The organism is Methylotenera sp. L2L1, from assembly GCF_000744605.1.
In the GTDB taxonomy this organism is placed as follows: domain Bacteria; phylum Pseudomonadota; class Gammaproteobacteria; order Burkholderiales; family Methylophilaceae; genus Methylotenera.
The window spans coordinates 2,128,364-2,141,418 of sequence record NZ_JQMG01000001.1; the positions used below are offsets into that span (position 1 = coordinate 2,128,364).

16 protein-coding genes and 1 tRNA gene are annotated in these 13,055 nt (G+C 41.4%); 14 read left to right on the forward strand and 3 right to left on the reverse strand.

The window, feature by feature from the left end:
* The first annotated feature begins 150 nt into the window (after positions 1–150).
* The 7 genes from rpsF to radA all read left to right on the forward strand — a co-directional run bounded on the left by rpsF (position 151) and on the right by radA (position 5,668).
* The gene (gene rpsF / locus FG24_RS10030; RefSeq protein ID WP_036303097.1) at positions 151–534 is read left to right on the forward strand and encodes a 30S ribosomal protein S6; all 384 of its coding nucleotides are present in this window, start codon (positions 151–153) and stop codon (positions 532–534) included.
* Positions 535–819: a primosomal replication protein N gene (gene priB, locus FG24_RS10035; protein ID WP_036303100.1), complete on the forward strand. Its 285-nt coding sequence runs from the start codon at positions 535–537 to the stop codon at positions 817–819.
* A 38-nt stretch (positions 820–857) separates the two neighbouring features.
* Positions 858–1,091 (forward strand): 30S ribosomal protein S18, encoded by a 234-nt coding sequence (gene rpsR / locus FG24_RS10040; protein ID WP_015832124.1) that lies wholly within the window; start codon positions 858–860, stop codon positions 1,089–1,091.
* 12 nt (positions 1,092–1,103) lie between these two features.
* The gene (gene rplI / locus FG24_RS10045) at positions 1,104–1,553 is read left to right on the forward strand and encodes a 50S ribosomal protein L9 (protein ID WP_036303103.1); all 450 of its coding nucleotides are present in this window, start codon (positions 1,104–1,106) and stop codon (positions 1,551–1,553) included.
* A gap of 246 nt (positions 1,554–1,799) precedes the next feature.
* The gene (dnaB, locus tag FG24_RS10050; protein ID WP_036304240.1) at positions 1,800–3,182 is read left to right on the forward strand and encodes a replicative DNA helicase; all 1,383 of its coding nucleotides are present in this window, start codon (positions 1,800–1,802) and stop codon (positions 3,180–3,182) included.
* A 39-nt stretch (positions 3,183–3,221) separates the two neighbouring features.
* Positions 3,222–4,310: an alanine racemase gene (gene alr, locus FG24_RS10055; RefSeq protein ID WP_036303107.1), complete on the forward strand. Its 1,089-nt coding sequence runs from the start codon at positions 3,222–3,224 to the stop codon at positions 4,308–4,310.
* Positions 4,310–5,668 carry a DNA repair protein RadA gene (gene radA, locus FG24_RS10060; RefSeq protein ID WP_036303109.1) on the forward strand — a complete coding sequence of 453 codons (1,359 nt, stop codon included), beginning with the start codon at positions 4,310–4,312 and terminating at the stop codon, positions 5,666–5,668. Before alr ends, radA begins: the two co-directional genes overlap by 1 nt.
* Positions 5,669–5,712: 44 nt before the next feature.
* Here the strand turns inward: radA and hpnE are convergent, their stop codons facing one another.
* Genes hpnE through hpnC form a run of 3 tightly spaced genes read right to left on the reverse strand, consistent with a single transcriptional unit; the run spans position 5,713 to position 8,847 of the window.
* Positions 5,713–7,041 carry a hydroxysqualene dehydroxylase HpnE gene (hpnE, locus tag FG24_RS10065; protein WP_036303110.1) on the reverse strand — a complete coding sequence of 443 codons (1,329 nt, stop codon included), beginning with the start codon at positions 7,039–7,041 and terminating at the stop codon, positions 5,713–5,715.
* A gap of 30 nt (positions 7,042–7,071) precedes the next feature.
* A complete protein-coding gene (gene hpnD / locus FG24_RS10070; RefSeq protein ID WP_036303111.1) occupies positions 7,072–7,914 on the reverse strand; it encodes a presqualene diphosphate synthase HpnD in 843 nt (280 codons plus the stop codon).
* A gap of 30 nt (positions 7,915–7,944) precedes the next feature.
* Positions 7,945–8,847, reverse strand: a complete 903-nt coding sequence (gene hpnC / locus FG24_RS10075) for a squalene synthase HpnC (RefSeq protein WP_036303114.1) — start codon at positions 8,845–8,847, stop codon at positions 7,945–7,947.
* A gap of 145 nt (positions 8,848–8,992) precedes the next feature.
* Between hpnC and FG24_RS10080 the strand changes: the two genes are divergently transcribed.
* The 7 genes from FG24_RS10080 (at position 8,993) to FG24_RS10110 (ending at position 13,053) form a co-directional block, all read left to right on the forward strand.
* Positions 8,993–9,739 (forward strand): S-methyl-5'-thioinosine phosphorylase, encoded by a 747-nt coding sequence (locus tag FG24_RS10080; RefSeq protein ID WP_036303117.1) that lies wholly within the window; start codon positions 8,993–8,995, stop codon positions 9,737–9,739.
* Positions 9,740–9,788: 49 nt separating this feature from the next.
* Complete coding sequence (def, locus tag FG24_RS10085; protein ID WP_036303120.1) at positions 9,789–10,334, forward strand: peptide deformylase; 546 nt, start codon at positions 9,789–9,791, stop codon at positions 10,332–10,334.
* A gap of 46 nt (positions 10,335–10,380) precedes the next feature.
* Positions 10,381–10,470, forward strand: a tRNA-Ser gene (locus FG24_RS10090).
* 251 nt (positions 10,471–10,721) lie between these two features.
* Positions 10,722–11,495 carry a sterol desaturase family protein gene (locus FG24_RS12445; protein ID WP_051901517.1) on the forward strand — a complete coding sequence of 258 codons (774 nt, stop codon included), beginning with the start codon at positions 10,722–10,724 and terminating at the stop codon, positions 11,493–11,495.
* Positions 11,496–11,502: 7 nt separating this feature from the next.
* Positions 11,503–11,994, forward strand: a complete 492-nt coding sequence (locus tag FG24_RS10100) for a hypothetical protein (RefSeq protein ID WP_036303122.1) — start codon at positions 11,503–11,505, stop codon at positions 11,992–11,994.
* Between the two features lie 431 nt (positions 11,995–12,425).
* Complete coding sequence (locus FG24_RS10105; RefSeq protein ID WP_015832114.1) at positions 12,426–12,704, forward strand: cupin domain-containing protein; 279 nt, start codon at positions 12,426–12,428, stop codon at positions 12,702–12,704.
* 73 nt (positions 12,705–12,777) lie between these two features.
* Positions 12,778–13,053, forward strand: a complete 276-nt coding sequence (locus FG24_RS10110; RefSeq protein ID WP_036303124.1) for a cupin domain-containing protein — start codon at positions 12,778–12,780, stop codon at positions 13,051–13,053.
* Positions 13,054–13,055: the final 2 nt, after the last annotated feature.

The following is a 13,055-nucleotide window of genomic DNA, read 5'->3' on the forward strand; positions in this document are numbered from 1 at the left end:
AAAACGATTGATTTTATTAAATATAATTTGATTAGTGTTGTGCTTTTGTCTATAATTCTGCGCTTGCTCGGTAGTGATATCGAGTAGTTTTTGTTTTTTTACCTTGTCACACTGCATAAAGTGGGTGGCTTTTATCCAAAAGGAGTGTCTATGAGACATTATGAAGTAGTATTTATCGTCCATCCGGACCAAAGCGAGCAAGTGCCAGCGATGATTGAGCGTTACCGCGCACTCATCACTACTAACGGTGGTGCAATTCACCGTTTAGAAGACTGGGGCCGTCGTCAATTGGCTTATCCAATCCAAAAAATTCACAAAGCACACTACGTGTTAATGAACATTGAATGTAACCAAACAGTGTTAGAAGAATTAGAGCATGGCTTTAAATTCAACGATGCAGTATTGCGTCATCTAACAATGGCTACTAAAACTGCTGTAGTTGCACCATCACCAATGATGAAAGAAGAGAAATCTAAATCAGTGTTGAGTAAAGATGCAGCACCGGCTGCGCCAACTGAGGCAGCTGCTGCTTAATTGAATAAATTGGTGATACAGGCTGAGGTGGTGCAAATTGAACCGCTTCGCTACACACCAGCAGGCATACCGTTGTTAAGTGTTGTATTGCGGCATGTTTCAGAGCAAGTTGAAGCTGGCATGAAACGTAAAGCAGAGTGTGAAATTAATGCAGTAGTCTTAGGTGACCTAGCATTAAAAGGCTTAAAGCAAGGCGTTCAAATAATGGCGCAAGGTTTTTTAGCTAAACGCAGTCTTAAAAGCACACAATTGGTTATGCATATTAATGACATAAAGACGATGTAAGCAGTGCTTACATAAATTAAAGAATTTAGGAGTTTAAGATGGCAAGAGATATGTACAAACGCCGCCGTTACTGCCGTTTTTCAGCAGAAGGCATCAAAGAAGTAGATTACAAAGATGTTGATCTTTTAAAAGATTTCATCTCTGAAAATGCAAAAATCATCCCAGCACGTATGACGGGTACTAAAGCTCGCTATCAACGTCAATTAACATCAGCGGTTAAACGCGCTCGTTTCTTGGCATTGTTACCATACACTGACAAACACCCAGGCTAAGGAGATATAAGCATGCAAGTAATTTTATTAGAAAAAGTAGCTAATCTTGGTGTGTTAGGTGATGTTGTTAAAGTTAAAGACGGTTTCGGTCGTAACTTTTTGATCCCACAAGGTAAAGCTAAACGTGCAACAGAAGCTAACAAAGCTGAATTTGCGGCGCGCCGTGCTGAATTAGAAAAACAACAAGCTGCAATTTTGGCTGCGTCACAAGCGCGTGGTGAGAAATTAGCTGGTTTTGTTGTGACAGTTACTCAAAAAGCTGGTGTTGATGGTCGTTTGTTCGGTTCTGTAACAAACGGTGATATCGCTGAAGCTTTAGTTGCTCAAGGTCATGAAGTTGCTAAATCATTGGTTCGTTTACCAAACGGCCCATTGAAAACAATTGGTGATCACGCAGTAACAGTAGCGTTACATCACGACGTTGTAGTAGACATCACTGTTACAGTGGTTGCTGAAGCGTAATTAAGTTATAGCTTTGAAGAAAGCCGACCTAAATGGTCGGCTTTTTGCATTTTGGCGTCTCATTCACATTTTCATCTAAATAGGTCATCACTTAAGCTAAATGTTTTATGCGCATATTTATGAATCAGCTAGTTGGTTCCGCTAGTCGAAAACCGGAAACGTATACTATGCCAGTAGAAATCAATAATAAAATTTTGATGACATAAACGCTTAGCGAGTTAATCGTGCACTGATATAATCATGGCTATGGCCGATGATCAATTAGATGCACTTAAAATACCTCCACATTCTGTAGAAGCAGAGCAATCTGTTATTGGCGGCTTGCTGCTTGAGAATGAGGCGCTTGATAAAATCGCTGATATTCTTAGTGGTAAAGACTTTTACCGCTACGACCACAAGCTTATTTTTGAACATATCTCCAAGCTGATCGAGCACAACAAGCCCGCTGATATTGTCACAGTGGCTGAGTCGCTGGAAAACTCCGCTGAACTTTCTGGAGTTGGTGGTATTGCCTACCTAGGTTTGTTGGCACAAAATACTCCAACTGCAGCCAATATTCGTCGATATGCAGAGATTGTGCATGAGCGTTATGTGATGCGTCAATTGGTGGCTGTGGGTTCAGGGATTGCAGAAAGTGCTTACGCGCCGAATGGTCGCGATGCGCAGCAATTGCTGGATGAAGCCGAAGCCAAGATATTCCAAATTGCTGAAGGCGGCAAGCGTAGCACTGAGGGTTTTATTGACATTAAAGTGTTGTTGCCGCAGGTGGCCGATCGTATCGATCAATTATTCTCACGTGATAATCAATCAGACGTCACTGGTATTCCAACTGGTTTTGCTGACTTAGACTCAATGACCTCTGGCCTTCAAGGCGGTGACTTGGTCATTGTCGCAGGTCGTCCTTCTATGGGTAAGACTGCTTTCTCACTGAATATTGCAGAAAACGTAGCGCTTGATACTGGCTTGCCTGTGGCTGTATTCTCAATGGAGATGGCAGGTACACAGCTTGCAATGCGTATGATTGGCTCTGTAGGTCGATTAGATCAGCATCGTATGCGTACAGGTCGATTAGAAGATGAAGACTGGGAAAAGCTGACAACCGCGCTAGGCAAGTTAAATGAGGCGCCTCTGTTTATTGATGAAGGTGCTGGTTTAAGCAGTTTCGATGTGCGAGCAAGAGCGAGAAGGCTACATCGTCAGACCGGTAAATTAGGTTTAATCGTTATCGATTACTTACAGTTAATGACAGCGCCATCAGGTAAGCAGGGCGAAAACCGTGCAACAGAAATTTCGGAAATTTCACGGTCATTAAAAGCGTTGGCTAAAGAGCTTGATGTACCGGTGATTGCGCTTTCTCAGTTAAACCGTAGCCTAGAGCAGCGTCCGGATAAGCGTCCGGTGATGAGTGACCTACGTGAGTCTGGTGCGATTGAACAGGATGCGGACGTCATTTTGTTTATTTACCGTGACGAAGTTTATAACCCAGACTCTCCAGACAAAGGCACTGCAGAGATCATTATCGGTAAGCAACGGAATGGCCCAATCGGTAGAGTTCGATTGACGTTCCTTGGCCAACATACGCGCTTTGAGAATTTTGCTGGTAGTGGGCACATGGCCGATGAGTACTAGTCTTAATAGTATTAGTCGCAAGAATACTAGAGTGAAGCAATGCGTCCAATCCTAGCCACTGTCTCTCTTCATGCATTACGGCATAATTTAGCTGCTGTAAGAAAGTTTGCACCTCGTTCAAAAGTGATGGCAGTAGTTAAAGCTAATGGCTACGGACATGGTTTAATCAATGTCGCACATGGATTAGGCGCTGCTGATGGCTTTGCCGTACTTGGTATTAATGAAGCCATTGATTTGCGTGATGCTGGGTTTCAGCAAACAATCTTATTGCTAGAAGGCGTGTTTTGCGAGCAAGAGCTTAATGTTGCGTCTGGCTTTGGTCTTAATATTGTCATTCATTCTATACAGCAGCTTGCTATGTTGGAATCTGCTACCTTAGCCAAACCAATGCACGTTCACCTTAAAATGAATACAGGCATGAATCGATTAGGGTTCAAGCCCGACATTTTCATTGCAGCTTATGAGCGGTTGAAAGCTTGCAAAAACGTTGCTGACATTACGCTAATGACACATTTTGCAACTGCAGATGATGACGTTGGTATTGAGAAGCCCTTGAGTTTGTTTAAAAGAATTACGCAGGGATTAGACTCTCCCGTGTCTTTGGCTAACTCTGCCACTATTTTACGACATTCAGATGCGCATGCAGACTGGGTGCGTCCTGGCATTATGCTTTATGGCGCTAGCCCAGTAGGTGATACGGCCGCAGCTGCATATGACTTGGTGCCAGCGATGCAACTTACTTCAGAAATTATTGGGGTACAAGAGGTTCAAGCTGGTGAAACTGTTGGTTACGGCAACCGCTTTACGGCTATAAAAGCTACACGTATCGGTATCGTAGCCTGTGGTTATGCTGATGGTTACCCGAGACATGCTGGTTTGGTGAATGGTTATCAGCAGGGCGGCGCACCAATCGCAGTTGCGGGAAAATTAACCTCCACATTGGGGCGTGTTTCAATGGATATGTTGTTTTGCGATCTAACGAACATACCCGAAGCGAACATTGGCTCCCCAGTCGAGCTGTGGGGTAAGCAAGTGCCTGTAGATGCCGTCGCGGCAGCTTCTGATACAGTTGGTTATGAATTGCTCTGTGCGGTTGCCCCACGCGTACCAATGAAAGTGGTTGATTAATGGCTAAAGCCAAAACCATTTATACTTGTACTGAATGTGGCGCAAGCGAGCCCAAATGGCAGGGGCAATGTCCAAGCTGCCATGCATGGAATACGCTGGTTGAAACCATCGCTGAAACAGCAAGTGCAAGCCGTTTCGCGCCACTGGCAGAAACGGCTGGTTTACAAAAGCTAGCGGAAGTGGAAGCTGCGGAAGTACCAAGACAACCTACAGGCGTGAGTGAGTTTGATCGCGTGCTTGGCGGTGGCTTGGTGTCCGGCGGCGTGGTGTTAATTGGCGGCGACCCCGGTATAGGTAAATCTACTTTATTGCTCCAGACCTTATGCCATATAGGCAGTGTAAGAAAAGCAATTTACGTCAGTGGTGAAGAGTCACCCCAGCAAATTGCCATGCGTGCTAAGCGACTTGGTTTAGACGCAAGCCCGATATCATTACTTGCAGAAATTAATCTAGAAAAAATTATCAGCATGCTGCAAAAGCATAAGCCTGATATTGCAGTCATCGATTCTATTCAAACTGTATACTCTGAGGCGCTACAATCGGCCCCTGGGTCTGTTGCACAAGTAAGAGAATGCTCTGCGCAGCTGACACGTTTGGCAAAGCAAGCAGGCATTACTGTGATATTGGTTGGCCACGTGACAAAAGAAGGGGCTTTAGCGGGTCCTCGCGTGCTGGAGCATATTGTGGATACCGTGCTATATTTTGAAGGTGACCAAAGCTCAAGTTTCCGTTTGATTCGTGCATTTAAAAACCGGTTTGGTGCAGTCAATGAGCTAGGTGTTTTTGCGATGACAGAAAAAGGCTTGCGCGAAGTAACTAATCCATCCGCACTGTTCTTATCTCATCATAGTGAGCAAGTGGCAGGTTCTTGTATTACGGTCACCATGGAAGGTACGCGTCCGCTGCTGATAGAAATTCAAGCATTGGTTGATGAGGCGCATGCCCCTAATCCTAAGCGGCTTTGTGTAGGGTTGGAGCAAAACCGTTTAGCTATGTTGCTTGCAGTATTGCATCGTCACGCTGGCGTAGCATGCTTTGATCAAGACGTATTTATTAACGCAGTCGGTGGCGTTAAGATTTCAGAGCCGGCGGTTGATTTGGCTGTACTTTTATCAATCACTTCTTCTTTAAAAAACAAACCATTAGATAATAAACTGATTGTATTTGGTGAGGTTGGTTTGGCGGGGGAGGTTAGGCCTGTACAGCGCGGACAAGAGCGTTTGAAAGAAGCAGCAAAGCTTGGTTTTACCAAAGCGATTGTACCTAAAGCCAATGCGCCAAAGCAGCGGATCGATGGCATCGAGGTTGTTTCAGTTGAGCGTTTAGAACAAGCGCTCAACTATGTTAAGAATTATTAAAGGTTAAGAATTACTAATAACTAAAGATTAAAAATTACTGAGTTTTATGACGCATTAGTAATCAGGTTGGCGCAATAAATACCGCTTCTAACCGCGCCTTCAATCGTTGCAGGGTAGCTAGCATATGTATAGTCCCCTGCTAAGTAAAGATTGTTTTGTGCGGTTCTGTTAGTTGGGCGCGCTAAATCAGGTACGCATGAAAACGTAGCTCTCTTTTCAGCAATCACTTTATGCCATAAGGGTTTTGGCAGATGTGGAAAAGCCAGTTTTAATTCTTTTGCAACGCTTAGTGCAAGGTCATCTTGTGTTAGTTTCTGATGTTTTCCCTCTGCGCTAACAACAACTGCCAATAGCCCTTTTTCTCCGCATAATGTCCCTCGGTCAAATACCCACTGACTTAAAGTCCCGCTTAATCCAGACATGACTTGCGGCAGTTTTATCTCACTTGGGTATCGTAGGTAAACCGTGTAGATAGGTTGGTATTGATAATGGTGCGTTTTATCTTGGCTAGCCTTTAATTTAGGGAGCTGTTCTAGTAACTTGTCCGTTCTGGCTGGCGAGGTTGCTACAATCACATGGCTGAAATGGAATGTCCCTTGTCTAGTTTCTAAATTAAAGCCGTTATCAGCCTCCACTAGAGTGCGTATCCGATGATTTAGTTTTATGCTGCCGCCTTTAGCTTGTATGTAATGTGCCAAAGGATGGGAAATAATCTGCGACAAATCCTGTTTAGGAATTAAAAAATCACTATCTTTTTTGCTACCACTAAATGAGTCGCGCAATACATTTAAAAATATTTTACTGCTAGCCTTTGCTATAGGGGTGTTAAGCGCAGCTAAGCACAAAGGCTCCCATAGCATTTGGACTAGCTTTGGCGACTGCTTATGTTGCTTTAAATACTTTGCTAGCGGTTTATCATTGATGATTTCATAGTTGGATGATTGTAAATGCCTCATAAATCTTAAAGCAGTTATTCGCTCATTAAATGACAGCCCTTTACAAAACAAAAAACCGACTAAGATATTGAACGGGGCAGGTAAGTAATTGGCAGACTTGAGTGAAAATATTGATTTAGCGGCACTTGATTGCATATTAAGTTGCAGTGGTAGTCGTAAAAAAGCTGCCTCTTCTTTTACACCAGCCTTTTCAAGCAGCGACAACGTGGCGCTGTAAGCACCTAATAAAATATGTTGGCCATTATCAAGTAGTTGTAATAAGTCTTTGTTTTCAACCACTACCGTACGAGCGCGTCCGCCTAGCTGAGAGCTGGCTTCGAATAATGTGACTGAGTAACCGCGTTCGGTTAAGGTGGCGGCTGCACTTAAGCCTGCGCAGCCGCCGCCAATGATTGCAATATGCTGATGCGTGTTCAAACGTATTCTCAGTAATCGTTATTTAAGAGTTTAAGCCAGATGTTTAAACCAAGTACTAAAGGCAATCCATAGTTTGCGTAATGTACCTAGCGATATACGTGCATTAAGTACTTTTTCTGCACCATCTATCTTTATTTCACGCAGTAATGTACGGTAAATAGCGGCCATAATTAAACCTACACGCTGGTTCTTTTTGTCTTCAGTCGGCAGTTCTTTTAGCGCTTTATCGTAATACATTTCAGCGCGCTCAATTTGTTCTTCTAGCAGTTTCTTAACGGCATCAGATTCACGGCTATTTAAAATATCGTCTTCCGTAACATTAAACTTTGCAAGCTCATCTAGTGGAATGTAAATGCGATTGCGGCGAGCATCCTCACCGACATCCCTGATGATATTGGTTAGCTGGAATGCCATGCCAAGATCATGCGCAAATTTAAGCGTTTTTCTATTCTCAAAGCCAAATATCTGCGCAGAGAGTATACCTACCACGCTGGCAACGCGATAACAATATAGCTGCAGTTGCTTGAAGTCTTCGTAGCGATTGAAGTTTAAATCCATCTCCATGCCATCAATAATTTCATGAAAGTGTTCTTCATCTAGCTGAAATTGCTTGATGACAGGCTCCAGTGCCTTAGTCACAGGGTGTATTGGTTTTTTTAGATATAAGTTGCGTACCTCATCTTTCCACCAAGCCAGTTTGACTTGGGCGACCTTTAATTCAGTGCATTCATCGACAACATCATCAACTTCGCGGCAAAAGGCATATAGCGCGGTAATGGCCTCACGCTTATGTTTTGGTAAGAACATAAAACTGTAATAAAAACTGGAGCCGCTTTTTGCTGCTTTTTCTTGGCAATATTGCTTTGGGGTCATATGGGATTATCGAAACTGAGTAATAAGTGTTTATAGTTTTAGCAATGCTTTAGAGAAGACGATGGCCCAATCCCAATAGTTCAGTGTTGGTCTACGGTTAAAAACATCGCCATTTACAGCGCTAATCTTATGAATAATGCGCTCTCCACCAGCAATGATCATGCGCATCTCAAAACCAATGCGACCTCTTAAGATTTTCCCTAGTGGCTTACCTGCATTAAGCAGGGCATGAGTGCGGCGCAAATTAAAGTGCATAAACTGATGCCAATGTTCATCTGTCACTTGGCTTGCATTCACATAAGCTCTAATGGTTTGCTCGGTAATGCCAAAAGCTACCAGCTCATCCTGACATAGATAAATGCGTTGCTTGCCTTCATTTTTCTTAAAATCAATCGCTATGTCTTGGAGAAAATTAATCAACTGTAATGCAGAGCAAATATTGTCTGAGTATTGTATGTTGTCTGGAGTGGCCTGCTGGTATAAGTGCAATAAAAGACGTCCGATTGGATTCGCAGAGCGTGCACAGTAATCCAGTACATCCTCATAATCAGCATAACGAGTTTTGGTCACGTCTTGGCTAAACGCATCCAGCAAGTCGTAAAAGGGGGCTATTGGTAGCTTTCTTTCACGTATCATTTGACCCAAGGTCACAAAAAAAGCGGTTTTGGGTTTTATATAGGCTTGTAATAAATCAAGCTCATCACGAAAGTCGCTAAGTAAGTTTAAGCGTTGCTCAATCGTGAGGTCGCCTTCATCAGCAAAGTCATCTGCCTGCCTTGCAAAGCTGTAAATTAAGGCAATTGGCTCACGTAAGTGGATAGGCAAAAAAAATGAAGCTACAGGAAAATTCTCATAATGACGATTAGCTAAGTCGAGGCTTTGTTGAGCCACTGCTGTTGATGTATCGCTAAGCTTTGAGCAATTATTTACCATGGCGTGAGTATGCCACAAAATTAAATCATTTTTGATGACGACGGCTGGTATTTATGAGGAACATTTGTTTTCCAAGATGGTAAATTTTTTCTGAAAATAATTAAAGCTTTGTTAAAATAAAAAAGTATTCATAGAGAAAGCAATTATGTTAGCAATTATTGGCGGTACCGGTCTGACGCAATTAGACAACTTAAACATAACTAGACGTTTAATCGTACGCACGCCTTATGGAGAGCCATCACAGCCGCTTATCTTTGGTGAGATTTCTGGTCGGGAGGTTATCTTCTTAGCACGTCATGGAAATGGACATACCATTCCGCCTCATGAAGTTAATTACCGTGCCAATATTGCAGCTTTGCATTTACAGGGTGTGACTGAAATTGCAGCCATCGCGACAGTAGGGGGTATTCACCCGGATTTGTCAGCAGGAAAGATAGTGGTACCGCATCAGATTATTGATTATACCTATGGCAGAAAAACAACGTTTCATGATGGCGTGAGTAACCCTGTGAAGCATATCGACTTTACTGAGCCTTACTGCCAAGTTTTACGTGAGAAGTGGAAAAAAGCAGCAATTGCAGTAGGCGAAGAGGTGGTTAATCATGGTGTGTATGCCGCAACGCAAGGGCCTAGGCTTGAAACTGCGGCAGAGATTGATCGCTTAGAGCGAGACGGGGCAACCGTGGTGGGGATGACAGGCATGCCAGAAGCAGCGCTAGCGCGTGAATTGGGCATTAGCTATGCAACGATTTGTCCTGTAGCGAATTATGCAGCTGGACGAGGTGATAATTTACATGAAATTAAATATGAGGAAGTCATCTCTAACTTAAATCTCACCATGGTGAGAGTAAGAAACATTATTGCGCAACTCGTCAAACAGAATGGGCATTAACAAACGTCGTTAATTCACGAGACACTTTTGGTTAAGGATTAAGGTAAAAATGGCGATTAAAGCTGTATTAAGAATGGGCGAGCCATGCTTGCTGGCAAAAGCTGAACCTGTGGCGCAGTTTGATACAGCAGCATTGCATGAGTTAATCCAAGATTTAGAAGATACGATGCAACACATGAACGGTGCCGGGATAGCTGCGCCTCAAATTGGTGTTAGTCTTCGCGTTGTCATTTTTGGTCAAAAAGAATCAACAGTAACTAATCCTAGATATCCAGATGCTGATGCGGTGCCTTATACCGTGCTAATTAACCCAAAATTAACATTTATTGGCAATGAAATTGAAAATGATTGGGAAGGGTGCTTGTCAGTTCCCGGAATGCGAGGTATAGTGCCGCGTCATCTGAAATTGCACTACACAGGCTTTGATCAGTACGGCAATAAAGTCGATAGATTGGTTAGCGGCTTTCATGCGCGCGTGGTCCAGCATGAATGTGATCACTTAGATGGTGTTTTATATCCAATGCGGATAATAGATTTAAAAGATTTTGGATATTCTGATGTTTTTTTTCCAAATCAGGATGTTCAAGACGATTAATTTGTTGTTATAATGCTGACCTCGTAACGCAAGTAACGATTTAGATGGAAGAGTGGCAGAGCGGTTTAATGCTACAGTCTTGAAAACTGTCGTGGGTTCACGCCCACCGTGAGTTCGAATCTCACCTCTTCCGCCAAGGATTCCGATTAAGAAGTCCAGTAAAGTGCAAAACCCTCATAGATGTTAGCTTTGAGGGTTTTTTTACGTCCAAAGTAATTCAAAACTTCCAAATAAAAACTAGTAACTAATAATGCTGGTATACATACGAACACCAACAAGTCGAACTAAATACCAACACCTTTATTATTAAGGGACGTGGGATTAAAGTTTTTACAGTATTTCAATTACACTAGCGAAACTAAAAATATAAGATTACGATAATCTAGTATGAATCTCGATTTATTTGCCTTTTTATCACCCATAGTTGGTGTCTTTGTATTTTTTTTACTAGAGCGATTTCTTTTAAAAGAAAAAAATGTGGTTACAAACCGTATTAGAACCTTTTTGGGCATTGAAACATTAAACCTTATACTCAGTATTATTTTATCGGCTGTTTTTCTTATCCCGCTAGTATTTCTGCTTGCACCACTACAAATATTTAGTTTTTCTAATCTTGAAGTTCCTAAAGTTTTGAGTTTTATCTTGAGCTTTTTATTCATGGACTTCATTAGTTATTTACAACATAGACTTCATCACAAAATTCCGACTCTATGGAAGTTTCATCGACTCCATCACTCCGATAAGCATATGGACTCTTTAACAACTTTTTTACATCATCCATTAGAGATTGTTTCTGGGTTTGTTTTTACAATTTCATTTGCCGTGATTTTTGATGTTCCTGTAATTGTGATGGTTATATATAGCTTAATTGCTGGTTTGCATTCGCCATTCACACATTTAAGAAAAACAATTCCTTTGAAAATTGAAAAGTATCTTAAATATATTTTAATTACGCCTAACTTTCACAAAGTTCATCATTCTATTGATATGAAAGAAGGAAATTCAAACTTCGGAATTATTTTTATTTTTTGGGATATTGTTTTTGGATCATCTTGTTTGAAGACACCTTCTGATTTAAACAAAGTCGAATTAGGGATTGATAATAAACAACATACTGATACAATCAATTTAATAACATTAATCAAAAATCCATTCGTTTAGGAAAAATATGAAATCTAAATTGTCACTGCTAATTATAGCTATAACATTAAGTGCCAATGCTTATGCGGGGGTTATTATCCCTCCGCCGAATGCACCTTTAAAGTCTAATACCGATACTGAAAATCGGGCATATGCAGGTTTGGTTTGGACTTTGCAAGATAAGATGTCATTCATTCCTAATTTAACAATTGGTTTAAGATCGTTGCGCGTTAAATCTAGTGACAGTGTTCAAGGTGCTGATATTAGTACCAGAATTAAATTGACTGATGGAATCTCATTCGATAGTACACGGTTATTATACGTTGGCGGTAGTCGTGACATCTTAGGCAATATCGGTGTAGGTTACTCGCATGCCAACTCTTCGTTATTGGGTACATTGGCAATTCAAGGCCCTCATTCAAAAATTGGATCGGATTATGAATTTTCTGATAAAAGATTTTTACCCTACCTAGAGTTACTTACTGTTGATAGCCCTAATAAAGTCAATAAAAAGCAATAACTTAAGCAAGTTCTATTGAAATTCAATAATCAACTTAATTGAAATAAAAATGCCTACTGTAAGTAGGCGTTTTTATTGTTACCTTTAAAATTGTACTTCAACGCATCTTGGCCATATTCATAATTATGGTTAAGTTGAAACTGATAGATTAATCAATGTAAAAAATAGGGTTTCTCAATTTAGTGTTGGTATTACATTTATGAATATTTTGCAGTTTGTTATATAATACTTATCTTAAGTGGTTGGAAGTTTAGCTTGTAGCGTTTGGTATCTAGCTGCATGGATGTAATGTAACTTATTGAAGTGAAATATATTTATATAACATTCACAGGGCACCTCTTCCGCCAAGAATTTTAAGCCGCTTAACTTTACAATTAAGCGGCTTTGTTTTTTAAACGTTAGTATCATCAAACATTATCCTAGGAATTAACATGACTCAAATCATCGTAGATCACAACCCATCAGAAGAGAAATTAAAACAATTAGGCGTATCAAGCTGGTCTATCTGGGATTGCGCGCCTTCTAAATTCCCACTTAACTTTGATTCAGCAACTGAAAGTGCATATGTACTTGAAGGCGAAATTCACGTGACACCACAAGGTGGCGAAACTGTTGTGATTAAAGCAGGTGATTTCGTTGTGTTCCCTAAAGGTTTGAAATCAAACTGGGAAGTAACTAAACAATTGAAAAAACACTACAAGCATTCATAATTGCAATTTAGTGAATAAAGCTTAAAATAAAGCCTCGATTCGTCGGGGCTTTTTTATTGCTAAGGAGTTTGAAATGAGTAAAATCATCGTAGAAAAACCGAGTGCAGAGCAGTTGGCATCCTTAGGTGTAAAGAGCTGGCCGACTTGGTCTAAAGAAGTGTCGCAATTCCCGTGGCGCTTTAGTACGCAGGAAATTGCTTATATCTTGGAAGGTGAAGTAACGGTTCAGCCTGCCGAAGGTGAAGCAGTAAGTTTTACAGTAGGTGATCTAGTGACGTTTCCCGCAGGTTTATCTTGTGTGTGGCATGTTAAAAAGCCACTGAAAAAACATTATCAGCTTGGTGGATAGAC

What these genes read in the sequence shown, in the direction of transcription:
- FG24_RS12445 (WP_051901517.1), top strand. Translation starts at nt 10,722, where the DNA reads ATGAATCTCGATTTATTTGCCTTTTTATCACCCATAGTTGGTGTCTTT.
- FG24_RS10100 (WP_036303122.1), top strand. Translation starts at nt 11,503, where the DNA reads ATGAAATCTAAATTGTCACTGCTAATTATAGCTATAACATTAAGTGCC.
- hpnC (WP_036303114.1), bottom strand. Translation starts at nt 8,847, where the DNA reads ATGGTAAATAATTGCTCAAAGCTTAGCGATACATCAACAGCAGTGGCT.
- FG24_RS10110 (WP_036303124.1), top strand. Translation starts at nt 12,778, where the DNA reads ATGAGTAAAATCATCGTAGAAAAACCGAGTGCAGAGCAGTTGGCATCC.
- dnaB (WP_036304240.1), top strand. Translation starts at nt 1,800, where the DNA reads ATGGCCGATGATCAATTAGATGCACTTAAAATACCTCCACATTCTGTA.
- def (WP_036303120.1), top strand. Translation starts at nt 9,789, where the DNA reads ATGGCGATTAAAGCTGTATTAAGAATGGGCGAGCCATGCTTGCTGGCA.
- alr (WP_036303107.1), top strand. Translation starts at nt 3,222, where the DNA reads ATGCGTCCAATCCTAGCCACTGTCTCTCTTCATGCATTACGGCATAAT.
- FG24_RS10105 (WP_015832114.1), top strand. Translation starts at nt 12,426, where the DNA reads ATGACTCAAATCATCGTAGATCACAACCCATCAGAAGAGAAATTAAAA.
- radA (WP_036303109.1), top strand. Translation starts at nt 4,310, where the DNA reads ATGGCTAAAGCCAAAACCATTTATACTTGTACTGAATGTGGCGCAAGC.
- rplI (WP_036303103.1), top strand. Translation starts at nt 1,104, where the DNA reads ATGCAAGTAATTTTATTAGAAAAAGTAGCTAATCTTGGTGTGTTAGGT.
- FG24_RS10080 (WP_036303117.1), top strand. Translation starts at nt 8,993, where the DNA reads ATGTTAGCAATTATTGGCGGTACCGGTCTGACGCAATTAGACAACTTA.
- rpsF (WP_036303097.1), top strand. Translation starts at nt 151, where the DNA reads ATGAGACATTATGAAGTAGTATTTATCGTCCATCCGGACCAAAGCGAG.
- rpsR (WP_015832124.1), top strand. Translation starts at nt 858, where the DNA reads ATGGCAAGAGATATGTACAAACGCCGCCGTTACTGCCGTTTTTCAGCA.
- hpnD (WP_036303111.1), bottom strand. Translation starts at nt 7,914, where the DNA reads ATGACCCCAAAGCAATATTGCCAAGAAAAAGCAGCAAAAAGCGGCTCC.